The 25,545-nt window shown below is 66.2% G+C and carries 24 protein-coding genes; 15 read left to right on the forward strand and 9 right to left on the reverse strand.

From position 1 onward, the window contains the following. The first annotated feature begins 20 nt into the window (after window positions 1–20). Window positions 21–1,706 carry an alkaline phosphatase family protein gene (locus tag B5483_RS09100; protein WP_079730109.1) on the forward strand — a complete coding sequence of 562 codons (1,686 nt, stop codon included), beginning with the start codon at window positions 21–23 and terminating at the stop codon, window positions 1,704–1,706. After that, window positions 1,703–2,962, forward strand: a complete 1,260-nt coding sequence (locus tag B5483_RS09105) for a UbiH/UbiF/VisC/COQ6 family ubiquinone biosynthesis hydroxylase (protein WP_079730110.1) — start codon at window positions 1,703–1,705, stop codon at window positions 2,960–2,962. Before B5483_RS09100 ends, B5483_RS09105 begins: the two co-directional genes overlap by 4 nt. 28 nt (window positions 2,963–2,990) lie before the next feature. Here the strand turns inward: B5483_RS09105 and B5483_RS09110 are convergent, their stop codons facing one another. The 3 genes from B5483_RS09110 to hemC are packed head-to-tail and all read right to left on the reverse strand — an operon-like array spanning window position 2,991 to window position 5,607. Beyond that, window positions 2,991–3,947 carry an MICOS complex subunit MIC60 gene (locus tag B5483_RS09110; RefSeq protein ID WP_054945510.1) on the reverse strand — a complete coding sequence of 319 codons (957 nt, stop codon included), beginning with the start codon at window positions 3,945–3,947 and terminating at the stop codon, window positions 2,991–2,993. Window positions 3,948–3,961: 14 nt separating this feature from the next. Next, entirely contained in the window at window positions 3,962–4,660 is a 699-nt protein-coding gene (locus B5483_RS09115) for a uroporphyrinogen-III synthase (RefSeq protein ID WP_079730111.1), read from the reverse strand. Window positions 4,661–4,668: 8 nt separating this feature from the next. Beyond that, window positions 4,669–5,607 carry a hydroxymethylbilane synthase gene (gene hemC / locus B5483_RS09120; protein WP_079730112.1) on the reverse strand — a complete coding sequence of 313 codons (939 nt, stop codon included), beginning with the start codon at window positions 5,605–5,607 and terminating at the stop codon, window positions 4,669–4,671. A gap of 44 nt (window positions 5,608–5,651) precedes the next feature. Between hemC and tsaD the strand changes: the two genes are divergently transcribed. From tsaD to B5483_RS09150, 6 genes are all read left to right on the forward strand, one after another. Next, the gene (gene tsaD, locus B5483_RS09125; RefSeq protein ID WP_054945513.1) at window positions 5,652–6,704 is read left to right on the forward strand and encodes a tRNA (adenosine(37)-N6)-threonylcarbamoyltransferase complex transferase subunit TsaD; all 1,053 of its coding nucleotides are present in this window, start codon (window positions 5,652–5,654) and stop codon (window positions 6,702–6,704) included. Then, entirely contained in the window at window positions 6,701–7,699 is a 999-nt protein-coding gene (locus tag B5483_RS09130; protein WP_054945514.1) for an NAD(P)H-dependent glycerol-3-phosphate dehydrogenase, read from the forward strand. The genes tsaD and B5483_RS09130 overlap by 4 nt, the downstream gene beginning before the upstream one ends. Then, window positions 7,696–9,216, forward strand: coding sequence for a lipopolysaccharide biosynthesis protein (locus B5483_RS09135; RefSeq protein ID WP_079730113.1), 1,521 nt, complete (start codon window positions 7,696–7,698; stop codon window positions 9,214–9,216). Before B5483_RS09130 ends, B5483_RS09135 begins: the two co-directional genes overlap by 4 nt. Before the next feature lie 112 nt (window positions 9,217–9,328). Further along, window positions 9,329–11,101: a vWA domain-containing protein gene (locus tag B5483_RS09140; RefSeq protein ID WP_079730114.1), complete on the forward strand. Its 1,773-nt coding sequence runs from the start codon at window positions 9,329–9,331 to the stop codon at window positions 11,099–11,101. Between the two features lie 32 nt (window positions 11,102–11,133). Then, window positions 11,134–11,862, forward strand: a complete 729-nt coding sequence (locus B5483_RS09145) for an OmpA family protein (protein WP_054945517.1) — start codon at window positions 11,134–11,136, stop codon at window positions 11,860–11,862. A gap of 191 nt (window positions 11,863–12,053) precedes the next feature. Next, the gene (locus B5483_RS09150; RefSeq protein ID WP_176167988.1) at window positions 12,054–12,647 is read left to right on the forward strand and encodes a hypothetical protein; all 594 of its coding nucleotides are present in this window, start codon (window positions 12,054–12,056) and stop codon (window positions 12,645–12,647) included. A 6-nt stretch (window positions 12,648–12,653) separates the two neighbouring features. Here the strand turns inward: B5483_RS09150 and B5483_RS09155 are convergent, their stop codons facing one another. The 4 genes from B5483_RS09155 to uvrB all read right to left on the reverse strand — a co-directional run bounded on the left by B5483_RS09155 (window position 12,654) and on the right by uvrB (window position 18,198). Further along, window positions 12,654–13,067, reverse strand: a complete 414-nt coding sequence (locus tag B5483_RS09155; protein ID WP_079730116.1) for a plastocyanin/azurin family copper-binding protein — start codon at window positions 13,065–13,067, stop codon at window positions 12,654–12,656. A 92-nt stretch (window positions 13,068–13,159) separates the two neighbouring features. Further along, on the reverse strand, window positions 13,160–14,674 hold the full coding sequence (locus B5483_RS09160) for a S10 family peptidase (RefSeq protein WP_079730117.1): 1,515 nt from the start codon (window positions 14,672–14,674) through the stop codon (window positions 13,160–13,162). 88 nt (window positions 14,675–14,762) lie between these two features. Beyond that, complete coding sequence (locus B5483_RS09165) at window positions 14,763–15,821, reverse strand: sensor histidine kinase (protein ID WP_245828899.1); 1,059 nt, start codon at window positions 15,819–15,821, stop codon at window positions 14,763–14,765. Window positions 15,822–16,011: 190 nt separating this feature from the next. Further along, the gene (gene uvrB, locus B5483_RS09170; RefSeq protein WP_079730118.1) at window positions 16,012–18,198 is read right to left on the reverse strand and encodes an excinuclease ABC subunit UvrB; all 2,187 of its coding nucleotides are present in this window, start codon (window positions 18,196–18,198) and stop codon (window positions 16,012–16,014) included. Between the two features lie 115 nt (window positions 18,199–18,313). Here uvrB and B5483_RS09175 point away from each other — a divergent pair, with 115 nt between their 5' ends. Together B5483_RS09175 and B5483_RS09180 are read left to right on the forward strand one after the other, a co-directional pair. Continuing rightward, window positions 18,314–18,865: a DUF3617 domain-containing protein gene (locus B5483_RS09175; RefSeq protein ID WP_079730119.1), complete on the forward strand. Its 552-nt coding sequence runs from the start codon at window positions 18,314–18,316 to the stop codon at window positions 18,863–18,865. Window positions 18,866–18,909: 44 nt separating this feature from the next. Next, window positions 18,910–19,674 carry an esterase/lipase family protein gene (locus B5483_RS09180; protein ID WP_054945522.1) on the forward strand — a complete coding sequence of 255 codons (765 nt, stop codon included), beginning with the start codon at window positions 18,910–18,912 and terminating at the stop codon, window positions 19,672–19,674. A 55-nt stretch (window positions 19,675–19,729) separates the two neighbouring features. On the opposite strand, the gene B5483_RS09185 is transcribed toward B5483_RS09180, so the two are convergent. Then, complete coding sequence (locus tag B5483_RS09185) at window positions 19,730–21,250, reverse strand: YifB family Mg chelatase-like AAA ATPase (protein WP_079730120.1); 1,521 nt, start codon at window positions 21,248–21,250, stop codon at window positions 19,730–19,732. 152 nt (window positions 21,251–21,402) lie between these two features. On the opposite strand from B5483_RS09185, the gene B5483_RS09190 reads away from it, so the two are divergent. Then, entirely contained in the window at window positions 21,403–22,089 is a 687-nt protein-coding gene (locus B5483_RS09190) for an alpha/beta hydrolase (RefSeq protein WP_054945559.1), read from the forward strand. Between the two features lie 46 nt (window positions 22,090–22,135). On the opposite strand, the gene B5483_RS09195 is transcribed toward B5483_RS09190, so the two are convergent. After that, a complete protein-coding gene (locus B5483_RS09195) occupies window positions 22,136–22,396 on the reverse strand; it encodes a hypothetical protein (RefSeq protein WP_079730121.1) in 261 nt (86 codons plus the stop codon). A gap of 330 nt (window positions 22,397–22,726) precedes the next feature. Here B5483_RS09195 and rpmH point away from each other — a divergent pair, with 330 nt between their 5' ends. From rpmH to yidC, 4 genes are all read left to right on the forward strand, one after another. Beyond that, window positions 22,727–22,861: a 50S ribosomal protein L34 gene (gene rpmH / locus B5483_RS09205; protein WP_007012267.1), complete on the forward strand. Its 135-nt coding sequence runs from the start codon at window positions 22,727–22,729 to the stop codon at window positions 22,859–22,861. A gap of 168 nt (window positions 22,862–23,029) precedes the next feature. Next, complete coding sequence (gene rnpA, locus B5483_RS09210; protein ID WP_054945525.1) at window positions 23,030–23,464, forward strand: ribonuclease P protein component; 435 nt, start codon at window positions 23,030–23,032, stop codon at window positions 23,462–23,464. Further along, window positions 23,461–23,706, forward strand: a complete 246-nt coding sequence (yidD, locus tag B5483_RS09215; RefSeq protein WP_083835240.1) for a membrane protein insertion efficiency factor YidD — start codon at window positions 23,461–23,463, stop codon at window positions 23,704–23,706. The genes rnpA and yidD overlap by 4 nt, the downstream gene beginning before the upstream one ends. Window positions 23,707–23,771: 65 nt before the next feature. After that, on the forward strand, window positions 23,772–25,532 hold the full coding sequence (yidC, locus tag B5483_RS09220) for a membrane protein insertase YidC (RefSeq protein WP_079730123.1): 1,761 nt from the start codon (window positions 23,772–23,774) through the stop codon (window positions 25,530–25,532). Window positions 25,533–25,545: the final 13 nt, after the last annotated feature.

The following is a 25,545-nucleotide window of genomic DNA, read 5'->3' on the forward strand; positions in this document are numbered from 1 at the left end:
TTCAAGGAACCTCCCCCCATATGCCCTTCGCCTCGCGCCTTTGCCTCGCACCGCTCGTTCTTGCCGGTTTCGCAGCTCTTTCAGCGCCCGCATTCGCCGAAGAAGCGCCGTCCCCGCAGGCGCCTGCAGCCGAGGCAGCGCAGGAAAAGCCGAAGCTGATCGTGGCCATCGCGGTCGACCAGTTTTCCGCCGACCTGTTTGCCCAGTATCGTGAGCATTACAGCCACGGCCTCGGCCGTCTGCTGAAAGGCGCGGTATTCCCTTCCGGATTCCAGTCGCATGCCGCTACCGAGACGTGCCCCGGGCATTCGACGCTGCTGACCGGCGTTCACCCGGCGCGGACCGGCATCATCGCCAATAACTGGTATGTCCCGGGCATCGGCCGCGAGGACAAGCAGGTCTATTGCGCCGAAGACGAAAACAATCCGCAGAGCACTTCGGACGATCCTGTCGTCTCCCCCGATCACCTCAAGGCGCCGACGCTGGGCGACCTGATGAAGCAGCGTAACCCGGCCGCGCTCAATGTCGCGGTTTCGGCCAAGGACCGCGCCGTCGTGATGATGAGCGGGCACACCGCCGATGCCGCCTACTGGTTCAAGGGCAAGGGCTTTACCAGCTATGCCGACCGCAAGCTGTCCCCTGCCGCCGAGGCCGAGAATGCCGCGCTGGCGCAGACGGTAGGGGCAGGGGGCGGGGACCTGCCGGTGCCCGGCTGGTGCGGCGCGGTGGATCGCGCATTGCCGCTCGGTGGGTTTTCGATCGGCACCTATCGCTTCCCGCTCAAGTCGGGCGATTTCAAAGGCTTCAGCCTCAGCCCCCGGATGGACGCGGCGACCACCGACATGGCCGTGCGCCTTGTCGACGAGATGGGCCTTGGCAAGGACGACGTGACCGACGTTCTTTCTGTCAGCTATTCGGCGACCGACAAGGTCGGCCATGCCTATGGCACCGAGGGCGTCGAGATGTGCATCCAGATGGCGCAGCTCGACCAGTCCATCGGCACCCTGCTCGATGCGCTCGATGCGCGCGGGATCGATTACCTGGTCGTGCTTTCGGCCGACCACGGCGGTATCGACGCGCCCGAGCGCCTGCGCGAGCAGGGCGTGCCCGATGCAGCGCGCCTCGATCCTTCGCTGACCGGCAAGGCGCTGTCGCAGGCGGTGTCGCAGGACACCGGGATCACCGCGAAGTCGGGCCCGCTTCTTTACGGTGCAGGCGGTTCGGGCGACATCTGGCTGGCCGACGGCCTGAGCAAGAAGCAGCGCCAGAAGGTGATCGCGGCGCTGGTCGCGCGGCTCAAGGCCAATCCGCAGATCGCGGCGGTCTATACCGCCGACGAGCTCAAGGCGGTCAAGGTCCCCAGCGGCAACCCGCAGGACTGGTCGATGATCGAGCGCGTTGCGGCTTCCTACAATCCCGATCACTCGGGCGAGGTCCTGATGATGACCGGACGCGCCGTCGTGCCGGGCACCGAGCCGCGCCCGGGTTATACCGCCACGCACGGCAGCCCCTGGGACTACGACCGCCGCGTGCCGATGCTGTTCTGGCGCCGGGGCATGGTGACCATGGAGCAGCCGCAGCCCGTGGAGACGGTCGACATCGCTCCGACGCTCGCCGCGCAGATCGGTCTGGTCGAACCGGCGGGTACGTGGGACGGCAGGTGTCTCGACATCGACGCTTCAGAGGCCGATAGCTGCTCGCGATGAGCGAATCGAAGACGACCACGCAGCAGGCGGCGATCCCCGAACCGGGGGAGAGCCGCGACCTGATCATCCTTGGCGGCGGCCTTGTCGGCATGACGCTGGCACTGGCGGCCGCCCGCTCGGGCATCACCAGCCACGTCATCGACCGGGCCGATCCCGCGGACCTGACCGCGGTCGGCGCCGATGGCCGCGCCTCGGCGATCTCGACTGCGAGCTGGAACCTGTTTCGCAACATCGGCATTGCCGACAGCCTCGATGCGCTGGGCTGCCCGATCGATTCCATCGCGGTCACCGACGGCATGAAGCCGGGCCGGATCGATTTCACGCCCAAGCCCGACGAAGGTTCGCTGGGCCGCATGTTCGCCAACCGCGACTTGCGCATCGCGCTGTTCGACGCGGCGCGGCAGGAACCCAACATCGCTTGGCATGTAAAGACCGAGGCGGTGCGGCGCGATCGCGGGCCTCACGGGGTCGAAGTCGAGCTATCCGACGGCCGCGTGCTCAAGGCCAGCCTGCTCGTCGCGGCGGAGGGCCGCCAGTCGCCCACCCGCGACGAAGCCGGATTTGCGCTCGCCAAGTGGGACTACAAGCACCGCGCTTTCGTGACCGGGCTGTTTCATGACAAGCCGCACGACAATACCGCGTGGGAGATCTTCTATCCCGCCGGTCCCTTTGCGCTGCTGCCGCTGCTCGACGACGGGGAGGGCCGCCATCGCAGTGCGCTGGTCTGGACCGTTGCCGAAAAGGACGCTGCCGGGATCGCCGCCATGCCCGATGTGATGTTCGTCAACGAAGTCGCCTCGCGCATGCATGGCGTGCTGGGCGCGATTTCGCTTTCCGCGCCGCGCATGTCCTATCCGCTGCGTTTCCACCATGCAGGGCACGTGATCGACGATCGTCTCGCGGTGATCGGTGACGCCGCGCATGGCATGCATCCGATCGCCGGGCAGGGCCTCAACCTGGGGCTGCGCGATGTCGGCGCACTTGTCGAAGTGCTGACCGAAGGGATGCGCCTCGGCCTCGAGCCGGGCGATGCGCAGCTCTTGGCCCGCTACGAAAAGTGGCGCAGCCTCGATGCCTTCATGGTCATGTCGGTGACTGACGGGCTGACCCGTCTGTTCGGCATTCCGGGCCGCCTTCCCAGCGCAGCGCGCCGCCTCGGCATGGGCGCGGTGCAGCGCATGCCCACGCTCAAGCGCTTCTTCATGGACGAGGCGCGCGGCATGTCGGGCAAGCTGCCCGCGCTGCTGCAGGGATAAGGACGCAGGCCCGGCCGTCGCGCCGGGCTCAGTTGACCGGCAATTCCATCGGTTGATCCGCTTCGTCGATGCCGGGCACGGGGCCCGGCGCGGCCGGCGTTGCCAGCGGACTGGGCTGATCGACCTTGTGGCCTTCGGCATCCTGCAGCCGGCGCGGTTCGAGCATGGCCGTGGTTTCCAGCAGGTCGAGCGCGCGCTGGACTTCCTCGTAACGGCGGGCGTCGGCGATCCAGCGGTCGGCGGCTTCCGCGCCCGGCAGGCGTTCCACTTCGGAGACTGCGCTGCCGATGCGCTTGGCGGTGAGCATGACGCTGGCGCGTTCGATGCGTGCCGACGGGCTCATCAGTGCTGCCGAATCGCGGTGGACCTTGAACATCCCGGCCAGTTCGGTGCGGGCACGGTCCCATAGGCTCATGTCGCCACCGGTCGCGCTCAGTTCAGGCGAAAGCGCCTCGAGGCGCGCGCGCAATTCGTCGATTGTGACGGGGTTCTTCGAGAAATCGATCACCGTCTGCACCGCGCGCGGCTGGGCATTGGCGAAACGCAGGCGCAGCTGGTCGGCGACGTAGCTGAGCGGCTCGCCACGGTCGACCATTCGGCGCGCGGCAAAGGCGATCAGCAGGCCCTCGGCCCTTGCGGCATTGCCCGAAGCGGCGTCGGTCTGGAAATCGATGCGGGAAAGCCGGTCCTCCAGCAGCGCCAAGCGCCCCTCGATCGATCCGATTGTGGCAAGCTGCTTGGCAGTGGGCTGCGAAGGCTGCTCAGGGGTCTCGGGGACGGGGCTTTCGGTATCCGGCTCGGCAATCGCAGCCGGCTCTTCGGTCGGTGCCTCGACCGGCTGCAGCTTGTCGAGATAGCCGCGCGATCCTGCCCAGGCGACCAGCAGGGCGCCCAGCAGGAAGGCGAGCAAAGCCACGAAGATCACCCCGCTGCGCGAGCGCGGGCGGGTCTGGGTTGCAGAGGATATCGCTGAATTGTCCTGCATCGAGCCTTTTTCGGTTATGGGACCCTGTTTGCAGTGTCTTGGCACATCTGCGAGGCCAAGACCAGTAAGGCGGCATCGCTCGGTTCATCGGCGCTGCGCAGCGCGGCCCAGCCATCGCCGGCACGCGCGGCCACGCGGGGGCCGATGGCGGCAAGCGAAACGTGTCTGCGATCGATTCCCGATGCTTCGACCGATTGCGCGAAGTGCGCGGCCGCCTCGCCGGAATGAAGCAGGACGACGCAGGGCGCGCTCAGAAGATGCTTCAGGTCAGCCGGGAGGGGCAGGGCTTCACTGGCATATACCTCGCGCGTGATCATCGTCACGCCGGGGGGCAGCGAAAGCGCGACCCGTTCGCGTCCGGCGAGCCTGAGCAGCCGGCGGTGCGCCGGTGCCAGGTTGGCGAGGACGCGCTGCAGGCCGCCCTTGCCGGTGGCCACCACGTCAAGGCCGGCGGCTCTGGCCGCAGCGGCCGTCTTTTCGCCCACCGCATAGGCGGGATGCCCGCGGTAAGCTTCCAGCGCCGCGCCGCCATGGCGCAGGGCATTGGCGCTGCCGAGCAGGATCGCGTCGATTTCCGATGCGGGAACCGGCTCCCATGCCAGCGGGCGGACCGCGAAGAGGGGATAGCAGCGCGCATCGAGGCCCAGGGCATGGGCTGCAACTTCGGTGGCGCCGGCGCCCGGTTCGGGCCGAATGATGACGAGAGGGGTCATCGCCCCGCTCAGGCCGGTCCGTCGAAATGGGCGGCGATGGCCGGAACCGCGCGGGAAAGAAGGTCCGCGCCCAATCTGGCGGGGGCGTCGAGGTCGTCTTTGGCGAACCGGATCTCGCCTTCCACCTTCTCGGCGCCGTCGGGGCTGAACAGCGCGCCGCGCAGCACGATCCGGTCTCCTTCGAGCCGGGTCAGCACGGCGATCGGACTGTGGCAGTTGCCGCCGAGCGAGGCGAGCAGCGCGCGCTCGGCCATCACTGCGGCGCGGCTGGGCGCGTCGTCGATGGCCGAGAGGATCTGGAGGGTGCGCACATCGTCGGCGCGGCATTCGATCAGGATGGCGGCCTGTCCCGGCGCCGGGAGCCATTCATCCTCGGCCAGCGGGTGGCCGGTTCCGGTCTGGCCCAGGCGTTCGAGCCCGGCAGCGGCGAGGAACGTCGCATCGGCTTCCCCCGCGGCCAGCTTGGCAAGCCGCGTGGCGACATTGCCGCGGAAGGTGATGACCGAGCAGTCCGGGCGGGCGTGAAGGAGCTGCGCGGCGCGGCGCGGGGCGCTGGTGCCGACCACGGCGCCGGGCGGCAGGGCATGGATGCTGTCCGCCCCGATCAGGACGTCGCGCACGTCCGCGCGCGGCAGCACCGCGCAGATCGCAAAGGTGTCGGGCCGGATCGTCTCCACGTCCTTGGCCGAATGCACTGCGAAATCGATCTCTCCGGCGGCGAGCCAGGCGTCGAGTTCCTTGGTCCAGAGCGCCTTGCCGCCGATATCGGCGAGGGCGCGGTCCTGGATGCGATCCCCGCTGGCGGTAACCGCGACGATCTCTATATGCGCGGGATCGATTCCATGGGCTGCGGCCAGCCGATCGCGCGCTTCCTCGGCCTGGGCCATGGCGAGCGGTGAACGGCGTGTGCCGAGGCGGAGTTTCATGTCTTGTTTATCGTGTGCCATCGGCGGGTTGTGCTACCCGGCATTGTCGTTCAGGGAAAGTCGCGATGAGGACAGTTCTCGGGATAGAATCTTCCTGCGATGAAACGGCTGCCGCGCTCGTGACCGACGGGCGCGTCATTCTTGCGCAGCGCATCGCGTCGCAGGACGAGGTGCACCGCCCCTATGGGGGTGTCGTGCCCGAGATCGCCGCGCGCGCCCATGCCGAACGCCTTGCCCCGCTCATCGAAGCCACGCTGGCCGATGCCGGCATGAAGCTGGAAGATGTCGATGCGATTGCCGCCACTGCCGGACCCGGCCTGATCGGCGGCGTGATGGTCGGCCTTGTCACCGCCAAGGCGCTGGCCATGGCGACCGACAAACCGCTCATTGCCATCAACCACCTGGAAGGCCATGCCCTTTCGCCGCGCCTTGCCGACGAGGCCCTGGCCTATCCCTATCTGCTGCTGCTGGTTTCGGGCGGCCATTGCCAGATCCTGGCGGTGGAAGGCGTCGGGCGGTTCCGCCGCCTGGCCACGACCATCGACGATGCACTGGGCGAGGCTTTCGACAAGACCGCCAAGCTACTGGGCCTGGGCTATCCGGGTGGTCCTGCGGTCGAGCGGCTGGCCGCGCAGGGCGATGCGAAGAAAGTGCCCCTGCCGCGCCCGCTGGTGGGATCTGCCGAGCCGCACTTCTCCTTCGCGGGACTCAAGAGTGCGGTGATGCGCGCCAAGCACGCGCTCGATGCTGCGGCGGACCCGGACTATACCGATGCGGATATCGCCGCCTCGTTCCAGCAGGCCGCGATCGACTGCCTGATCGACCGCACGCGGCGCGCGCTCAAGGGCGTGGGCGAGATGAACGCGCTGGTCGTTGCCGGTGGGGTCGCTGCGAACAAGGCGATCCGCGGTGCGCTGGAAGCCCTTGCAGAAGATCATGGCCTGCCATTCGTCGCGCCGCCGCTGGGCCTGTGCACGGACAATGCGGCGATGATCGCCTGGGCGGGTGTCGAGCGTCTTGCGCTGGGGCAGTCGGATCCGCTGGATACGGCCGCGCGCCCGCGCTGGCCGCTCGATCCCAATGCAGAAGCCGTTCGCGGTGCGGGAGTGAAGGCATGACGTGCAAGGTTGGGGTCATCGGCGCAGGCGCCTGGGGCACGGCCCTGGCGCAGTCGCTGGCGAGCGACGGCAGCGACGTGCTGCTCTGGGCGCGCGAGAGCGAAGTCGTGGCGGACATCAACGCGCAGCACCGCAACAGCGTGTTCCTGCCGAGCGCGAGTCTGGCTCCGACGATCCGCGCCACCGGCGACCTGGGCGAGATGGCGGGGCTGTCGGCATTGTTGCTGGTCGTGCCCGCGCAGTTCCTCGCCTCCGTCATTGCCCAATTGCCCAAGGGCGAACATGACCTCGTCCTGTGTGCGAAGGGGATCGAGGCCGGGACCGGGCGGCTGATGTCCGATGTGGCCGCCGTGGCTGCGCCGGATGCGCAGTTGGCCGTGCTGTCGGGCCCCACGTTCGCGCATGAGGTCGCCGCCGGGTTGCCGACCGCGGTGACGCTCGCCTGCGCGGGCGGGGAAGCGCAATGGGACCGCCTTGCGCCGCTGATCGTGCGCCACACCCTGCGGCCCTATTATTCCGACGACGTTATCGGCGCCGAGATCGGCGGCGCGGTGAAGAACGTGCTCGCCATTGCGTGCGGCGTCGTCGAGGGGCTCAACCTCGGCCAGAATGCCCGCGCGGCGCTGATCGCGCGCGGCTATGCCGAGATGCTGCGTTTCGGCACAGCGCGCGGCGCGCGGGCAGAGACGCTGGCCGGCCTTTGCGGCCTCGGCGATCTGGTGCTGACCTGCAATTCCACCTCCAGCCGCAACTTCTCGCTCGGTCTTGCGATCGGGCAGGGACAGTCGGCGGCTGCAGCCCTATCGGGCAAGAACAGCGTTGCCGAAGGCGCGGCCACCGCTCCGGTCCTGGCCGAACTGGCCGCGCGCGAGGGGATCGACATGCCGATCGTGCAGGCCGTGTGCAGCTTGCTGAAGGGCGATGCACCTGCCGCTACAGTGGTTGAAGACATGCTCGCACGGCCGCTGCGCGCAGAGCAGGAAGCCAGTACTTGAGCGAGACTTCCGGCAGCGCCCAGGGCGCGCCCGGTTCCGGCGACCGGGATGACATTGCAGCGCTGGCCAAGGGCGGGCGGACGAACTTCTTCGGGTTCTTCCTGCGCCTCGCCGCGCGCATACCGTTTCTTTTCATCGCCGGCCGTGCTGCGGTCTACGGTCCGGCGGCGCTGGGTCGCTTCGCCTCCGCACTGGTGGTGATCGAACTTTGCGCGATGATCTGCACGATGGGCGAGAAGCGCGGCCTGGCGCAGCGTCTCTCCGATACCGAAGGCGAGGTCCATCCCGCCAATGTCGTGGCCGATGGCATGATCCTGGCGATTCTCGCCTCGTGCGCCGGGGCACTGATCCTCTGGTTCGTGCCCGCGCTGACGTTCCCGGGCGGCAAGTACACCGAGATCGACCGGCTGATGGTGATTGCCATCCCGCCGCTGACCCTGACCGAGATCTGGCTGGCGGCGCTGGCCTATCGCCTGCGGATCAGCCCGACGGTATGGTCGCGCGCCATCGTCGAGCCCTGGACGATCTCGATCATGGCCGGCGCAATGATCTGGATTGCGCCCGAAAGCGGCCTTTCGCTGGCCTATATCGCCTCGATCTTCGCAGCGGCGATCACCGCCTTCATTCCCTTCATCCGCGAATACGGCCTGCCGTATCACTGGCGGCCCAAGGTCGGGCAGATGCGTCGTCTCGCGGTACGCTCGATGCCGATTGCGCTGGCCGACACCATCGAGTGGGGTACGCGCCGCGTCGATATCTTCATGCTCGGTTTCCTTGCACCGCCCGCCGCGGTCGGCGTCTATTACGCTGCCCAGCAGGTCGCGAGCCTGCCGCAGAAGCTCAAGACCAGCTTCGAGCCGGTGCTGGGGCCGGTCATCACCCGCAACCTGAAGGAAAAGGACTACGGGGCGATTGCCCGGCAGGTCTGCCAGGTGGGCTTCTGGATCACCGCCGCACAGGCCGGCATTGCGCTTGCCCTCGGCATTCCGGGTGAAGGCGTCATGGGTCTGGTCGGGCGCGAGTTCGTCGGCGGTACCGGCGCTCTGGCCTTCCTGCTGGCTGCGGAAGTCGTCGCGGCAACCGCGGTCGTCAGCGAGGCGGCGCTGATCTACGTCGCCCGGGTCAAGAACCTCGTGGTCTCGGTCGTCACCATCGGCCTGCAGGCGGCCCTGACGCTCGCGGGCATCATGCTGATGCAGCACTACGGCTACAATTCGCTGTTCCAGGCGGCGGCCGCGGCGATTGCACTGATGCTGGCGCTTGGGTTCGCCTCGGTCGTCAAGTCGCTCATGCTGGCAAAGCATCTTGGCGAGAAGATCAACAACTGGCGCTGGGCGCTGGTCTGGGCGGCCGCCCCGGCGGTCGTCATCGGCTTCCTTGCGACCCAGTACCTGCCGGAATGGGCGGAACTGCTGTTCGGCATCCCGGCGATCCTCGGCTCGTACCTCTACGTCATCTGGAAGAAGGCCTTCGGTCCGGAGGATCGCAAGCTGTTCCAGAAGACCAAGCCGGCCTGAATCCGATTAAGTCCCTGTAATCGGTTCGTCGCGCACCAATAACATTCAGTCGCGATTAACCCGCGCTGGGCCCTTCTTGATCTCGGGAAAGAATCCGAGAGGAGGGAAGGCCATGCCGAAGCAAAGTGCAGGCTCGCGTTCATGGATCGCGGGGACGAGTATTTCGACGGTTCTCTTTCTTGTCGCCGGCTGCGCGAGTGAAACCGGCGATCTGGCGAGCGGGCAAGGCGCCGCGCAGGCCGATGCAGCAAGGCCGCGCGAGCTCGCGACCCAGCCGCCACCTGCCGTGACGGCTCAGATCGAAGCGCTCATTGTCACGACCGGGCTGCGCAAGTCGGCGGACTCGGTGCAGGCCGAGGCGCAAGTTGCCCCACCTCCAGCGATCGCGATGGCGGCACCTCCCCCGCCGGCACCTCCTCCGCCACCCACGACCTCGCGGATGCTCGTTCCACCGGTACAGGTGGCGACCGATCCCGGGCGCGAGCAGTACGAGGGCAAGGAAGTTTCGCCCGTTCATCTCGCGCGCGAGGAACCCGTCTCGACCTTCTCGGTCGATGTCGACACCGGGGCCTATGCCAATGCCCGCCGCTTCCTGGCGCAAGGCCAGCTTCCGCCGGCGCGGGCCGTGCGCACCGAGGAAATGATCAACTATTTCCGTTACGACTATGCACGCCCCGCAGCCCGGGACGTACCCTTCTCGGTGACGACCGATCTTGCGGTCACGCCTTGGAATCCGGCGACACGGCTCCTGCGCGTGGGCCTGCGCGGCTATGACCTGCCCCGCAACGGACGGCCGCCTGCGAACCTGGTCTTCCTTGTCGACGTGTCCGGCTCGATGAATGCGCCCGACAAGCTGCCCTTGCTCAAGTCGGCGCTGGCCGGGCTCGCCGGCGAACTGGGCAAGCAGGACAAGGTTTCGATCGTTGTTTATGCCGGTGCGGCCGGGCTGGTGCTCGAGCCAACCAACGACATGCGCAAGATCCGCGACGCGCTCGACCGGTTGCAGGCGGGTGGTTCGACGGCCGGGGCAGCCGGGCTCCAGCTGGCCTACAACATCGCCCGCGACAACTTCATCGAAGGCGGCGTCAACCGCATCCTCATCGGCACCGATGGCGATTTCAACGTCGGCGTTACCAACCACGACGACCTGATCGCGATGATCGAGAAGGAGCGCGACAATGGCATCACGCTGACCACGCTCGGTTTCGGACAGGGCAATTACAACGAAGCGCTGATGGAGCAGATCGCCGACCACGGAAACGGCAACTACGCCTACATCGACAGCGCACTGGAAGCGAAGAAAGTGCTGGGCGAGCAGATGAGTTCGACCCTGTTCACCATCGCCAAGGACGTGAAGATCCAGGTCGAGTTCAACCCCGTGCAAGTCAGCCAGTATCGCCTGCTTGGCTATGAGAACCGGGCTTTGCGCGAACAGGACTTCGACAACGACAAGGTCGATGCCGGTGACATCGGCGCCGGTCACCAGGTGACGGCGATCTACGAGATCGTGCCTGCCGGTGCGAAGGGCTGGATCGCGCCGCGCCGCTACGATGATCCGCTGCCCGCGGCGGCGCGGCAGGCCGGCGAGCTGGCCTTCGTCAAGCTGCGCTACAAGTTGCCCGACGGGAAAGTTTCAAAGCTGATCGAACGCGCGGTGCCGGCGCGCCTGATGGCGTCGGCCGTGCGGCCGAGCGGGGACTTCGCCTTTGCCGCCGCTGTGGCCGCCTTCGGCCAGTCGCTGCGCGGGGACGATCTGCTGGGCGGCTTCACGCCTGCGCAGATCCGCCAGCTTGCCGGTAGCCAGGACGACTACTGGCGGCAGGAGTTCGTCAAGCTTGTCGATGTTGCCGATTCGCTTGGGGGCAATTCGCGCGAAGGAGGCTGACAGCGCCGGGTTTGCGCCCTAGGCTTCAGGGCATGAACCCGCGCCGAGCCTCGATTGCCGCAGCCGGAGCTGCCCTGTGCCTGGCCCTGTCGTTTGCCGCGTCTCGCCTTTACGGTCCGGTCTTCATCGAAGGACTGGAGCGCAAGGCAGTGGCGGCCCGCGATGCGGCAGGCGGGCAGGGCATCGCGCTGGCATTCCGCGATCGGTACGGCTGGTACACGCGTCATCCGATCCTGTCCGGAGGGCGCAGGCTCGACGCGGCCACGCGCACGCGGGTGGCATTGGCGGTTGCGGAAGTGCCGGGTATTGGCGGTGTAAGCTGGGCGCGCGATAGCGACGGCGTCCCGGCCGTCACCACTTTGCATTGCCAGGACGACGTCCAGACGATCCTGCAAACCCGCACGATCCGCTTTTCCGAGGCCAGCGCGCGCATCGATCCGGCCAGCGAGCGGTTGCTCGATGAAGTCGCCCATGCCCTGCGACCCTGCGTCGGCAGCATCATCGCGGTCACCGGTCATACCGATGGCGGCGGCAACAGCGAGGCCAATGTCGCGTTGTCCAAGGCGCGGGCGGAAGCCGTGCGCTGGGCTCTCGTGGGTCGTGGCATCCCGGCCGACGGCTTGCGGGCGACCGGCGTCGGCGCGCGCGATCCGATCCCCGGGCTCGATCCGCTCGATCCAGCCAACCGCCGCATCGAATTCTCGGTCATCACTTCGGCGCCGGTCAAGCCGACGCCGATCGATACGCCGGGCCCGGGTTGATATGAACTTGTCTGTTGAGCGCGCGCCCGTCTTTGGTCATGGGCAGTTCCGCGAAGCCACGGGATTGTGGCAGAAAGGATGCGCGGATGCCGCTTTGGCTTGAAATGGCCGTCTCGGTGCTGCTGACCTACTGCGTCGGCTTCGGCATCGGCTGGCTATTGTGGAACCGGAAGGGATAGATCTTGGTGCAGATGATCGAAGCCAATTGGCTGATCTTTATCGCCGCTCTGCTGATCGGCATTGTCGTTGCCTATTGGCTTTTCGTGCATGGCTCGAAGCAGGGCCAGCGCGATCGCAGGCCCGACGTTCTTGACGAAGGGGCGGCTCCCGCCAAGCGCAACCAGGCGCTGATCGACGCGCCGCCTGCCGCCCACATCGATCCGCCCGCCATGGCAGGGACGATGGCCGGGATCGGCGAAGTGATCGCGGTCGCAGCGCAGGACGAAGTGGATGCGGTGAAGAAGCCGGCAGCAGCTCAGCCTGCCCCGGAAGCCGCTCCCGCCGCGGCCGAAACGCCTGCGCCCAGCCCCGCACCTGCAGCCGGAGAGGCGGACGACCTGCGCAAGATCAAGGGCTTGGGGCCGAAGATGGCGACGTTGCTGACTTCGCTCGGTGTGACCCGCTACGAGCAGATCGCTGGCTGGACCGATGCCGATCTCGACGAGCTGGACACCAAGCTCGGCTCCTTTGCCGGTCGTCCGCGTCGCGACAACTGGGTGGAGCAGGCCAAGCTGCTCTCCAGCGGAGACAGCGCTGCCTACGAAGCCAAGTTCGGCAAACTCTGAATCGCGTCAGTCGACGACGATCTTGCCCTTCATGCCGAACTCGGCATGGAGGAAATGCGTGCACTTGAGCGGATAAGTCGCCGGTGCCTGCGGGGCAGTCAGCCTGAGATCGACCGCCTCGCCGCCTTTCAGCTCGATCTTGCCGCCCGTCACCTTGTCCCGGTCGCCCGGGGCAAGAGCGGCGTCGGCGAAGAAGGCATTGGCCTGGAAGTTGTGGCCTCCCCTGGCGCCATTGACGATGTGCAGGACGTAGGCGCGCCCGTGGTGCAGTTCGATCACCGATGGATCGAAGGTGAAGTTGCTCAGCGTCACGGTGATACGTTCGGCTGGCGGGCCGACATTACCATCTGCGGCGTCAGCGGCGGGGGCGGTCAGCGAAGCGGCGACAAGGGCCGCCGCTGCAAGCAGGGGCAGGCGCACGGTTTATCTCCCGACTGGATCGGGCGATCATACGCTTCGTGCGCTGCCCCGTCGCGCTGAATCGATGGCTTCGAGAACCTGACGCTGCGCGCTCAGTTCCTTGCCCGGTAGCTGGCCATGACATCCTGACGCATCATCGCCCCGCTGTCCGAGCGCGAATAGAACATGTGCCCGCCGGGATACATGTGCAGGCGCACCCGGTTCTCGACGCCGAAGTCGGGCATTTGCGAAACGATCAGGCGCGAGGCGAAGTAGGGGCAGGACAGGTCGTCCCAACCGTGGACGATGTCGACCGTCATCTTCGGGTCGATGGAGATGGCACGCCGCAAGTCTGAAACCGGGCTGTCGGTATCGTCGCGGTCCCATTTCTCGTTCACGTCGTAGGACAGCGCGTTGTAGCGCGCGTCGACCTTCCAGCCGACCTGCCGGGTGACGAAGTCCACCATGGCCGAAGTCGTCGGCGCGATCAGCGTGGTGAGCAACGGGTCGTTGTACTCGGGCGAAGCGCTGGCCGGGAAGGGATCGTAAGCGGTGTAGTTGGAATCGTAGACCGATCCGATGAGGCCCTGATCGCGGCGGATTTCGCGCAAGTAAGTGGCAATGTCGACGCGCCCGTTCATGCGCCGGACCATCGCCGGATCGAGCCCGGTCAGTTCCGCGACCTTGGCCGAAAGCCGGTCGGTTGCAGCCTTGTCGCGCGGACCGGCGAGGAAATCCTGTACGAACTGCGTGCGCATGTAGGTTTCGACCGGACCCATCGTGGCATCGTCGAGGTGCAGGCCCTGTCGTTCGAAATGGCCTGCCGCCATGGAGGGGTAGGCGATCATCCAGGGCAGGGGCGAAAGCGCGTCGTCCTCGCCGATCGCGGGTGGGTCCAGATAGGGCGAGACCAGCGTCATGCCCGAAATGCCCACGCCCATCTGCGTCTGCAGGTAATAGGCAAGGCGCGGGACGCGATAGCCGCCATAGCTTTCGCCGGTCAGGTACTTGCGACTGGTCAGGCGGTCGTTGGCGACGAGCCAGTCATAGACGATGCGGCTGAGGTAATGGATGTCGGCATCGGCAGAGTAAAATGCCTTCTTCGTCTGTTCCTCGTCTAACCGCGAGCGCGAGAAGCCGGTGCCGATGGGATCGATGAAGACGAGATCGGTGAAGTCGAGCCAGGAGTTGGGATTGTCGCGCAGGACTGCCGGGTCCGACGGGGCATCCCCCTGTGCGCCGAACGGCACGCGCTTGGGGCCGATCGCGCCGAGGTTGAGATAGACCGATGCCGCGCCGGGGCCGCCGTTGAAGGCGAAAGTCACTGGCCGGTCGGTTGCGCGTCCGGGCAGGGTATAGGCGGTATAGACGACTTCGCCGATCACCTTGCCCTTGTCGTCCTTGACCGCAAGAGAGCCGACCGTGGCCGTGTAGTTCACGGTCTTGCCGCCGATGACGGCCGATTGCTTGACCGATCTGGCCTCGGGGAAAGGCTCCAGGCGATCGTCGGTCGACTTGTCGTCGGCTTTGGCGTCGGCGGCCTTGTCTTGGGCTTGGACGACGGCGGGGGAGAGCGTGGAAGCGGCGGTAAAGACCAGGGCCGAAGCGGCCAGGGCGAGAAGTCTCATGGGGGGATAGGACCTCGATTGCAGTGCCTTGGGCACCAAGAGCGGGCACTCTATCGTCCGGGTCGTCGCTCGCAAGGGGGCGCTGAGGCTATTCCCCGCTGCGCCGCCGCAAGTGAACCGTGCGTCCTTGCGTCGCTCCGCCTACGGAATATTCCGCTTCGGCCTGGCGGGCGAAGGCTTCCATCAGGCCAAGCCCCATGCCGGTTGTTCCCGCAGTCTTGTGCTGGCGGGCCTCTTCGGCCGAACCGACCCCGTCGTCGACGACCTTGAGGTCCCAGTTGTCCTCGTTGCCGGTGAAGATCACGCTGACCTTGCCGGCAGCGCCGTCGGGAAAGGCGTACTTGGCGCTGTTGGTCAGCGCTTCGTTGATGAACAGGCAGATGGCGACGGCGGTCTGCTGCGGCAGTTCGCAGTCGCTGGCCCTGACCTCGATAGTGACCTCGTCGTGAAAGGCCCCGGCCGATACCCGGGAAACGACATCGCCGACATATTGGCGCATCGGCACGTAGGAGCCCTCCGCTTCGGTGAGCTTGAGGTTCTCGTAGGCGCGGGCGAACGTGTCGACGCGGCCGATCGCCTGATCGAGCGCTTCGACGATTTCGGGGTTGTCGTGCCGCCGACGCTGTAGCGAAAGCAGGCTGGCAACGAGGGCGAAGTTGTTCTTGGTGCGGTGTTCCAGTTCGCGCATGAGTACCTGGCGCCGTTCCAGTTCGGCGTCACGTGCGCGAGTGACCTGGTGAACCGCGCGGCGGAATATTTCCGCCAGCACCAGCACGATCAGGACGGCGAGGGCGTTGATGACCACGCGCGGAGGGTCGGTGGCGATTTCGAACCGGAATGAATGGGCCTTGGGCAGCACAATCCACCAGGCCCAGAAGAAGCTGATCAGGTAGGCGACCCCGCCGGCCTGCCAGTGGCCATAGAGCGTGGCGATCAGGATCGTGGGATAGACGAGGGCGAAGGGCCCGGACGTCGGCGCCCACATGCTGATGGCAGCGCGCAGGGCGATCATCGCCAGGGCGCAGACGACGCCGAAGCCGATCTGGGCGACGATCCGCCGGTTCTCGTCGGGTATGTTCGCCGTGACGTCGAAACTGGCCAGTCGGTGCATCAAGGTCTTCGCGCTCTCTCCGGTCAGCCGGTACACCACCCAAAGACCCCGACCGCGCGGACGGACGGGGCCTGGTGTCAGTTAACTCGTGGTCGCGCGCGGCGTCGTGTGACCTAGGAACACTATCGCCCGCGACTTGTTTCCTGTCGACGGCAAATAATCCGCGGGCCTGGCGAAAGGCCCCGCAAGTTGGCGTGATCGGCTGACTTTCCGGCTCTGGCTGCGCCTAGCGGCCGAACTTCCTTTGCGTCTTGCCGTAGCGCATCTTGCGCGTCCCGGGCTTGCCTTCGTTTGAGCGGCCGACCAGCGGGGCCTTCTTCTCGGCATCCGGCAGGCCGAGTTCGCTGGCCTCGAGCCGGCGGATCTCGTCGCGCAGACGGCCGGCCTCTTCGAACTCGAGGTCCGCTGCGGCGGCGCGCATGCGCTGTTCCAGTTCCTCGATATAGGCGCGCAGGTTGTGCCCGACGAGTTCGTTGCGCTCGCCATCCTCGAGATCGACGACCACGCCGTCGCGGCTGGCGGTGTCGGCGACGATGTCGGCGATACGGCGCTTGATCGTCTGCGGAGTGATCCCGTTGGCCTCGTTGAACTCCTGTTGCTTCTCGCGGCGGCGGTCGGTTTCGGCGATCGCGCGCTCCATCGATCCGGTCATGCGGTCGGCATAGAGGATCACGCGGCCATCGACGTTGCGCGCGGCGCGCCCGATGGTCTGGATCAGCGAGGTCTCGCTGCGCAGGAAGCCTTCCTTGTCGGCATCGAGGATGCACACCAGGCCGCATTCGGGAATGTCGAGGCCCTCGCGCAGCAGGTTGATGCCCACCAGCACGTCATAGACGCCCATGCGAAGATCGCGGATCAGTTCGATGCGTTCCAGCGTCTCCACGTCGGAGTGCATGTAACGCACCCGCACGCCCGCCTCGTGCATGAACTCGGTCAGGTCCTCCGCCATGCGCTTGGTCAGTGTGGTGACGAGGGTGCGATAGCCCTTGGCGGCGGTTTCCTTGCATTCGTTGATGCAGTCCTGCACCTGGTCCTCGACCGGGCGGATCGTCACGGGCGGATCGATGAGGCCGGTCGGGCGGATCACCTGTTCGGCAAAGACGCCGCCGGTCTGCTCCATTTCCCAGCCGCCGGGCGTGGCCGAAACCGCGAAGGTCTGCGGGCGCATCGCGTCCCATTCGTTGAACCGCAGCGGGCGGTTGTCGATGCAGGAGGGCAGGCGGAATCCGTATTCGGCAAGGGTCAGCTTGCGACGGTGGTCGCCACGCGCCATCGCGCCGATCTGCGGCACCGTCTGGTGGCTTTCATCGACGAACAGCAGGGCATTGTCGGGCAGATACTCGAACAGCGTCGGCGGCGGTTCGCCGGGCATGCGCCCGGTGAGGAAGCGCGAGTAGTTCTCGATGCCGTTGCACGACCCGGTCGCGGCGATCATCTCCAGATCGAAGTTGGTGCGCTGCTCCAGCCGCTGGGCCTCGAGCAGCTTGCCTTCGGCTTCCAGTTCCTTGAGCCGCTCGGTCAGCTCGAAGCGGATCGCCTCGCTCGCCTGCTTCATCGTCGGACCCGGGGTGACGTAGTGCGAATTGGCGTAGACCCGCACCTTCTCCAGCGCCGCGCCCTTTTTGCCGGTCAGGGGATCGAACTCGGAGATTTCCTCGATCTCGTCCCCGAAGAACGAGATGCGCCAGGCCATGTCCTCGTAGTGCGAGGGGAAGATTTCCAGATTGTCGCCGCGCACACGGAAGGTGCCGCGGGTAAAGGCGGCGTCGTTGCGCTTGTACTGCAGGGCAACGAGCTTGCGGATGATTTCGCGCTGGTCCTGCGTTTCGCCGACCTTGAGGTCGAAGATCATCGCCGAGTAGGTCTCGACCGAGCCGATGCCGTAGAGGCACGAGACCGAAGCGACGATGATGACGTCATCGCGTTCGAGCAGCGCGCGGGTGGCCGAGTGGCGCATCCGGTCGATTGCCTCGTTCACCGAGCTTTCCTTCTCGATGTAGGTGTCCGACCGGGGCACGTAGGCCTCGGGCTGGTAGTAGTCGTAGTAGGAGACGAAGTACTCGACCGCGTTATCCGGAAAGAAGTCCTTGAACTCGGAATAGAGCTGGGCGGCCAGGATCTTGTTGGGCGCGAGGATGAGCGCCGGACGCTGCAGGTGCTCGATAACCTTGGCCATCGTGAAGGTCTTGCCTGAACCGGTCACGCCGAGCAGCACTTGCGTGCGCTCGCCTTCCTGTGCCGATTGCACCAGTTCCGCGATGGCGGTCGGCTGGTCGCCTGCCGGTTCGTAATCGGAGACGATCCGGAACTTCTTGCCCGGTAGAGACTTTTCGGGTCGCTGCGGCTTGTGGGGAACGAAGCTGCCCGAGGTATCGGGTTCCTCGAGCCCGCGGCGGATGACGAGTTCGGCCATGGCGGAACATATGGGGTATATATGGTGAGGTCGCAATGACCGAGCGTGAATCATTGGCAGCCCGGGCAGCGCGATGTTACCCCCTTGGCAGTTCGGTCCAACGGGAGGACGGGAAATGACTCGAGTGTTTGCCATTGCCGGCGCGGTCTTTGCGGTCCTCGCGCTTGCGGGGTGCGGTTCGAACGAGGAAGCGCCGAAGAACCCGCAGGAGCAGGCTTCCGCGGCGCAGGCGCAAGCCGCGAAGCTGGAGCCGCCGCAGCCCGGCCAGTACCGCCAGACGGTAGAGTTCACCAAGTTCGAGATGCCCGGCATGAGCGATGAGCACGCGGGCCAGATGAAGCAGATGATGGCGAACATCCCGCCCCGGACTTATTGCCTGACCCAGGCGGAGGCGGACAAGGGCTACAAGGACATGCTCGATTCCCTGCCGGGCGACAGCCAGTGCAGCTACTCGCAATTTGAGGTCAGCGGCGGCACGCTCAATGCCCGCATGGAGTGCAAGGACAATTCCGGCGCAACCGCGAAGGCGACGATGGTCGGCACTGTCAGCCCCCAAGGCTCCGACGTGAAACTCGATATGGAACAGTCGCTGCCGGGCATGGGCGATCGCATGGCCAAGATGGCGATGCACATGACGACGACGCGGCTGGGCGACTGCGTATCCTGAACAATCGGTCAAGCAGCACAGGTGCTAAGGAAAACAGGTAAGGCATGAACGACGGGCGGGCAGAGAATGGACTTGAGGGGCTGCGCGAGGCGCTGGTCCGCCGCGCCGCGCTCGCTCGCCAGCCGCGCCCGGAAGGCGCCCGCGCGCCCTCGCTTCGCCTGTTTTTGGCAGAGCTGGCCTCGCTCAGGCGCGGGCGGCCGAAGCCTATCGCGGTGGCGAAGTCCGCGCATCCCCAACCGGTCATGCTGCTTCCCGGTTTCGGAGCGCATCCGAACCGGATGAGGCCGATGGCCGATGCGCTGGCGGAGGCCGGGCATTCGGTTCACGAATGGGGACTGGGTATCAACTTCGGGCCCAACCAGCACAATTTCGCCTATCTCATGCGCCGGGTCGGTGCACTCGCCCGGCAGCACCGCAGCCCGGTGGCGCTGGTCGGCTGGAGCCTGGGTGGCCTGTTTGCGCGCGAAATCGCGCAGCGCCAGCCTGAAAACGTCGCCAAGGTGATCACGATGGGGACGCCTTTCTCGGGCGACCCGCGCAACAACAATGCCTGGCGTGCCTATCAGGTCGTTACCGGCCACGCGGTGGACAAGCCTCCGATCGAAGTCGATTTCGCGATCAAGCCGCCGGTGCCGACGATTGCCCTGTGGAGCCCGCGCGACGGTGTGATCCATCCCCGCTCGGCCTGCGGTTGGGCCGACGAGCGCGACCGGGCGGTCTCGGTGCGCTGTACCCACCTGGGCTTCGCAAGCGATCCTCGGGTCGTGGCCGAGGTCCTGCGCCAGCTGGACGTCGCCGATTGCGCATGAATGAGGCTGCGCCGTCATGTCGGCGGGGCTTTAGGGAATATCGTAGCCCGGTAATTCAGGCGCGCGGCGGCTGCCGGCGATAGCTGAGGGCTTCCGCCACGTGGATCCTGCCGATCTGCTTCGATCCGGCAAGGTCGGCGATCGTCCGGGCAACGCGCAGGACGCGGGTATAGCCGCGGGCCGACAGGCGCATGGCCTCGGCGGCCTGCATCAGAAGCCGTCGCCCGTCATCGTCCGGCGTCGCGTGCCGTTCGAGCAGGTCTCCGTCGAGTTCGGCATTGGTGCGCGCGGGCGTGCCTTCGAGGCGAGCCGACTGGATGGCGCGGGCGCGGCCGACGCGCCCGGCGACTTCGGCCGAACCTTCCTGCGGCGGGGGCAGGGCGAGGTCGACGGCGCGGACCGGATCGACATCGACATGCAGGTCGATACGATCGAGCAGGGGGCCGGAAACCTTGCTCTGGTAATCCGCAGCGCACTTCGGTGCGCGCGAACAGGCCAGCGCCGGATCGCCCAGGTGGCCGCAGCGGCACGGGTTCATCGCGGCGACAAGCTGGACCCGCGCGGGAAATGTGACATGGGCATTCGCGCGCGCGACGGTGACTTCGCCGGTTTCCAGCGGCTGGCGCAGCGAATCGAGGACGGCGCGCTGGAACTCCGGAAGTTCGTCGAGGAACAGCACGCCAAGGTGGGCCATCGAGATCTCTCCGGGCCTGACTTTCAGCCCGCCGCCGGTCAGCGCGGCGATGGAGGCGGAGTGGTGAGGGGCGCGATAGGGGCGGGCGCGGGAAATGCGGCCGTCCTCCAGCGTCCCGGCGACCGAGGCGACCATCGAGACTTCCAGCGCTTCGGCGGCGGTTAGCTCCGGCAGAATGCCGGGCAGGCACGAGGCAAGCAGCGACTTTCCCGCACCCGGCGGGCCTGCCATCAGCAGGTTATGCGACCCGGCCGCTGCGATCTCGAGCGCGCGCTTGGCGGTTTCCTGGCCCTTTACCTGCCTGAGGTCCGGCCCGCGGGGTACCGGGTCGGCGCGGCCCGGTTCGGGCGGGCGCAGGACTTGCGTGCCCTTGAGGTGATTGAGCAGGCTGACGAGATCCGGCGCTGCCAGCACCGGCACGCCGTTGCTGCCGCCGCTCACCCAACTGGCCTCGCTGCCTTGCGCGGCCGGACAGATCAGTCCTTTTTCCGTCTCGCTGGCGTGGAGCGCGGCAAGCAGCACCCCGGGCGAGGGAATCACCCTGCCATCGAGCGCGAGTTCGCCCACGGCCACGAAGTCGGCCAGTTGTTCGGCATCGACCACGCCCATCGCCGACAGCAGCGAAAGTGCGATCGGCAGGTCGTAGTGCGAGCCTTCCTTGGGCAGGTCCGCAGGAGAGAGATTGATCGTGATGCGCTTGGGCGGAAGCGCGAGGCCCATCGAGGTGAGCGCGGCGTTCACCCGCTGGCGGCTTTCGCCCACCGCCTTGTCGGGCAGGCCGACGAGATGGAAGCCGGGCATTCCCGGTGCGACCTGGCACTGCACTTCGACAGCGCGCGCCTCCAGCCCGAGGTAGGCGACCGTCGCGACGAGTGAGACCACCCCTTTGCCCTTTTTCCTTGCAAATCCGTGTTTTGGACGACGCGATCCTTGCAGAAGCCGGGGGCGGGCGCAGCTACCGAATTTATCCCTTACACGCTTTTAACTGAATTGCTCAGGGCTTGGGTAAGTGGCGGGGACGCATCTTCGCGCGCATGCGCTCGACCGCTGCGATCCTCGCCCTGGTGGCTCTGACTGTCTTGTCCCCCCTGTCGGCACAAGAGATCACCTATGAGGTCGTCGATGTGGATGCCGATCATGCCGGCGACGGCGGCGAGCGCATACTGCAGGGGGAGGTTGCCGCGATCCCGCAGGGGATCGCCGCCTATGGCCCGTTCCGCGTTCTGGACCACGGCCATGCCGCGCTTGTCGATGTCACCGATGCCCGCAGCCCCGCCCAGTTCGCCGCCATGCTAAAGGACTATCCGGGCATCGGCATGATCGAAATGATCGAATGCCCCGGTACCGAGGACGACCTTGCCAACCTGCGATTGGGGCGGATGATCCGCGATAAGGGAATCGCCACCCATGTGCCGGCGGGCGGCTCCGTCCGGTCGGGCGGTGTCGAGCTGTTTCTGGCGGGAGCGCGGCGATATGCCGACGCCGGAGCCGAATTCGCAGTCCATTCCTGGATGGACGATACCGGTCTGGAACCGGATGACTATGCTGCCAATGCGCCGGAGAATCGGCGCTACATCGTCTATTACGAGCAGATGGGCATGAGCCCGATCGAGGCCCGGGCCTTTTATGCCATGACCAATTCGGTCCCGTTCGAATCGGCCCGCTGGTTCGGCGCGAGTGAAATGGGCCTGTGGGTTACGCTGGACCGGGCCGGAGCCTGAGTCGTTCGGTCTCCCTGAAAGCGCCGCCCATTCGACCGATCGGTGGCTAGTCGAACAACGAGTGCAGGAACCCCTTGCGCTTGGCGGGGGTGAGCGAGCCGGAGGCTTTCAGCAGGTAGTTGGCCAGCACCGCGGCCTGGCTCTTGGTCAGGAAAATCCGTGTATGATCAGGTTCTTCGCCCGCTTTCCAGTTCGTTTTCTCAAACGTCTGGAGGTCGACGACCAAGTTGGTGCCCAGGTCCTGAGAAGACCAGCCCACCAATACGCCTATGTCTTCTTTCCGTTGCATCGGCACTGTTTCACCCACAGTTCAGGGGCCGCGGGAAGCGAGGGCAAGATACTTGCGAATTCGTATCCCCCCGGACCGAATGGAGCAGTTGGTCGCCGAGCCGACTAACTGTTAGTTAATAACTTACCATGCTTGACCCTCTATTGTCATGCACAGCCCGGACTGCCATGCGGGCCGGGTGCATCGGGCAGGTCCGGACGATGAAATCGATGTGCCCGCCACGCGCCTTTGCCTTGACTCTGTTCCGGGGCTCCAGTAACGGCGCGCTTCTGTTTTGCGGTCGTCTGCATGGGCGATCGGATTTTGTTCGGGCCTTTCGGGGCCGCTTGTTGAATTTCGAGGACTGACATGAAGCGCACTTTCCAGCCCAGCCGCCTTGTCCGCGCCCGCCGTCACGGCTTCCGCGCCCGCATGGCGACCGTCGGCGGCCGCAAGGTGCTTCGCGCTCGCCGCGCCCGCGGCCGCAAGAAGCTCTCGGCCTGATCTGATCCAGCCTCACGGCTGGACACGCACCGGCCCGCGCCTCCATCCGGCTTCCCGCTAGACGGGGAACCGGACGGAGGCGCGGGCCGATGCCGTTTGCAGCTGGCAGGGATTCGCGAATCGACAGACGCGGTTCCGCAGCGCCCCGGATTGCGATAGAGCCCTGGCATGAGCGCCGCCTACACCACGATGTCCCGCCGCGCGGACTTCCTCGCCGCCAATCGCGGCATCCGGGTAGCGCGGCCGGGTTTCGTCCTGCTTGCCAATGCCAATGGCGGCAAGGGGCAGCGTGCCGGGATCACCGTTACCAAGAAGATCGGCAACGCGGTGGTGCGCAACCGCATGAAGCGGCGCTTTCGGGCGCTGTTGCGCGAGTTGCTGCCCGAGCATGGCCTTGCCGATACCGACCATGTCCTGATCGGTCGCGATAACGGCGTGGAGCGCGATTTTGCGCGCTTGCGTGAGGAACTGGTGGCGGCTCTCGGCCGCGCACGGGAAGGCAAGGGCGATCCGCCTCGCAGTGCGAGGGGGCGCAAGGGTGGCGGCAAAGGTCGTGGCGGCAGCAGGAGTGCCGCCAGGCCCGGGGGCGCAGGCACGCCGTGAAAAGGGCACTGGCCTTTATCGCAGCGGTTCCCGGCTTCATTCTCATTGCCGTGGCCCGGGCCTGGCAGTGGGGACCTTCGCGGATCATGCCGCCCACCTGCCGCTACTCGCCGTCCTGCTCGCAATACGCGATCGAGGCGGTGAAAAAACATGGTGCGATTAAGGGTGGCTGGCTCGCGTTCAAGCGTCTATTGCGCTGCCAACCGTGGGGTGGGCACGGCTATGATCCCGTCCCGGACTGAACGATGCAATACAGGCGGCGCGTCTCGCGTCGCCACTGGCGGGAACTCGACAGGAAAACGTCTTCGTGGAAAATCAGCGTAATATCATCCTCGCGGTCCTGCTGACCGCGCTTGTCCTCTTCGGGTGGGAAGCCGGGGTCGGCTATTTCTACCCGCAGGCCAAGACGCCGACGAAGGTCGAGCAGGCCGGTGGCGCCGAAAAGGCATCCAGTCCGTCGAGCTCGATCAAGCCGACTCGCGAGGGTGGTCTGCGCGATGCGGCCGACGTCGCGCTCGAAAGGCAGGACCTGAAGTCCGCGCTGGCCGGAGGTGGTCGCCTGCCGATCGAGGCTCCGGGCCTTTCGGGCTCGATCAACCTTACCGGTGCGATCGTCGACGACCTCGTCATCAATCGCCACCGCGAGACGGTGAAGAAGGATTCGGGCCCGGTCCGCATCTTCTCTCCCGCCGGCACCCCCGCGCAGCAGTTCGCCCAGTTCGGCTGGGTCGGCAGCGGCGTCGCCACGCCCAATGCCAAGACCGTGTGGACCGCGCAGCAGGGCGCGAAGCTCACGCCGTCCAGTCCGGTCACGCTGAGCTGGAACGACGGCAGCGGCCAGACCTATTCGATCCGCTTCGCGATCGACAGGAACTACATGATCACGGCCGAGCAGACGGTCGACAACACCGGCTCCGCGCCCATCACCGTGCAGCCGTTCGGCCTCGTCAACCGCACCGACCAGACCGCCAGCCTCGACACCTGGAACGTCCACTCCGGCCCGATCGGCGCGTTCGATGGTTCGGTGAGCTTCTCGACGAACTACAGCGACGTGTCCGACAAGGGCACGGTCAAGGAAGCGGGCAGCACCGACTGGATCGGCTTCACCGACGTCTACTGGATGTCGACCCTGGCCCCGGTCGGTTCCAAGGCAGAAGGCACGTTCCGTTCGCTCGGAAACAACCTGTTCCGCGCCGACCTGATCTATGACCAGAGCGTCGTGCAGCCCGGCCAGCGCCTCTCGCGCACCACCAAGCTTTTCGCCGGCGCCAAGGAGCACAACGTGCTCGACGCCTATGAGAAGCAGGGCATCACCAACTTCGGCCTCGCCATCGACTGGGGCTGGTTCCGGTGGTTCGAAAAGCCGATCTTCTGGCTGCTGGTGAAGCTGTTCAGCCTTGTCGGCAACTTCGGCGTCGCCATCATCCTGCTCACGCTGATCGTGCGCGGCATCATGTTCCCCATCGCCCAGCGCCAGTTCGCCTCGATGGCCGCGATGCGCGCAATCCAGCCGAAGATGAAGGCGCTGCAGGAACGCTACAAGGACGACAAGCAGAAGCAGCAGCAGGAAGTGATGAAGCTGTACAAGGAGGAAGGCGTGAACCCGCTTGCGGGCTGCCTCCCCATGTTCCTTCAGATCCCGGTGTTCTTCGCGCTTTACAAGACCCTGATCCTGGCCATCGAGATGCGCCACCAGCCCTTCGTGCTGTGGATCAAGGACCTTTCCGCGCCCGATCCGCTGCACATCCTCAACCTGTTCGGCCTGCTGCCGTTCGACCCGCCGGGCTTCCTGGCCATCGGCGTGCTGGCGCTGCTGCTGGGCATCACCATGTTCCTGCAGTTCAAGCTGAACCCGGCGCAGATGGACCCGACCCAGCAGCAGATCTTCATGATCATGCCGTGGTTCATGATGTTCGTCATGGCACCCTTCGCTTCGGGCCTTCTGGTCTACTGGATTACCTCCAACCTTCTGACCATCGCGCAGCAGAAGTTCCTCTACAGCCGTCATCCGCAGCTCAAGGCCCAGGCCGAGAAGGACGCGGGCGACAAGAAGCGCGTGAAGGCCTGATCGGACAGACCCC

Origin of the sequence: Novosphingobium mathurense, assembly GCF_900168325.1 — a bacterium.
GTDB classification, from domain to species: Bacteria; Pseudomonadota; Alphaproteobacteria; order Sphingomonadales; family Sphingomonadaceae; genus Novosphingobium; species Novosphingobium mathurense.

What these genes read in the sequence shown, in the direction of transcription:
- B5483_RS09100 (WP_079730109.1), top strand. Translation starts at nt 21, where the DNA reads ATGCCCTTCGCCTCGCGCCTTTGCCTCGCACCGCTCGTTCTTGCCGGT.
- B5483_RS09105 (WP_079730110.1), top strand. Translation starts at nt 1,703, where the DNA reads ATGAGCGAATCGAAGACGACCACGCAGCAGGCGGCGATCCCCGAACCG.
- B5483_RS09110 (WP_054945510.1), bottom strand. Translation starts at nt 3,947, where the DNA reads ATGCAGGACAATTCAGCGATATCCTCTGCAACCCAGACCCGCCCGCGC.
- B5483_RS09115 (WP_079730111.1), bottom strand. Translation starts at nt 4,660, where the DNA reads ATGACCCCTCTCGTCATCATTCGGCCCGAACCGGGCGCCGGCGCCACC.
- hemC (WP_079730112.1), bottom strand. Translation starts at nt 5,607, where the DNA reads ATGGCACACGATAAACAAGACATGAAACTCCGCCTCGGCACACGCCGT.
- tsaD (WP_054945513.1), top strand. Translation starts at nt 5,652, where the DNA reads ATGAGGACAGTTCTCGGGATAGAATCTTCCTGCGATGAAACGGCTGCC.
- B5483_RS09130 (WP_054945514.1), top strand. Translation starts at nt 6,701, where the DNA reads ATGACGTGCAAGGTTGGGGTCATCGGCGCAGGCGCCTGGGGCACGGCC.
- B5483_RS09140 (WP_079730114.1), top strand. Translation starts at nt 9,329, where the DNA reads ATGCCGAAGCAAAGTGCAGGCTCGCGTTCATGGATCGCGGGGACGAGT.
- B5483_RS09145 (WP_054945517.1), top strand. Translation starts at nt 11,134, where the DNA reads ATGAACCCGCGCCGAGCCTCGATTGCCGCAGCCGGAGCTGCCCTGTGC.
- B5483_RS09150 (WP_176167988.1), top strand. Translation starts at nt 12,054, where the DNA reads ATGATCGAAGCCAATTGGCTGATCTTTATCGCCGCTCTGCTGATCGGC.
- B5483_RS09160 (WP_079730117.1), bottom strand. Translation starts at nt 14,674, where the DNA reads ATGAGACTTCTCGCCCTGGCCGCTTCGGCCCTGGTCTTTACCGCCGCT.
- uvrB (WP_079730118.1), bottom strand. Translation starts at nt 18,198, where the DNA reads ATGGCCGAACTCGTCATCCGCCGCGGGCTCGAGGAACCCGATACCTCG.
- B5483_RS09175 (WP_079730119.1), top strand. Translation starts at nt 18,314, where the DNA reads ATGACTCGAGTGTTTGCCATTGCCGGCGCGGTCTTTGCGGTCCTCGCG.
- B5483_RS09180 (WP_054945522.1), top strand. Translation starts at nt 18,910, where the DNA reads ATGAACGACGGGCGGGCAGAGAATGGACTTGAGGGGCTGCGCGAGGCG.
- B5483_RS09190 (WP_054945559.1), top strand. Translation starts at nt 21,403, where the DNA reads ATGCGCTCGACCGCTGCGATCCTCGCCCTGGTGGCTCTGACTGTCTTG.
- rpmH (WP_007012267.1), top strand. Translation starts at nt 22,727, where the DNA reads ATGAAGCGCACTTTCCAGCCCAGCCGCCTTGTCCGCGCCCGCCGTCAC.
- rnpA (WP_054945525.1), top strand. Translation starts at nt 23,030, where the DNA reads ATGAGCGCCGCCTACACCACGATGTCCCGCCGCGCGGACTTCCTCGCC.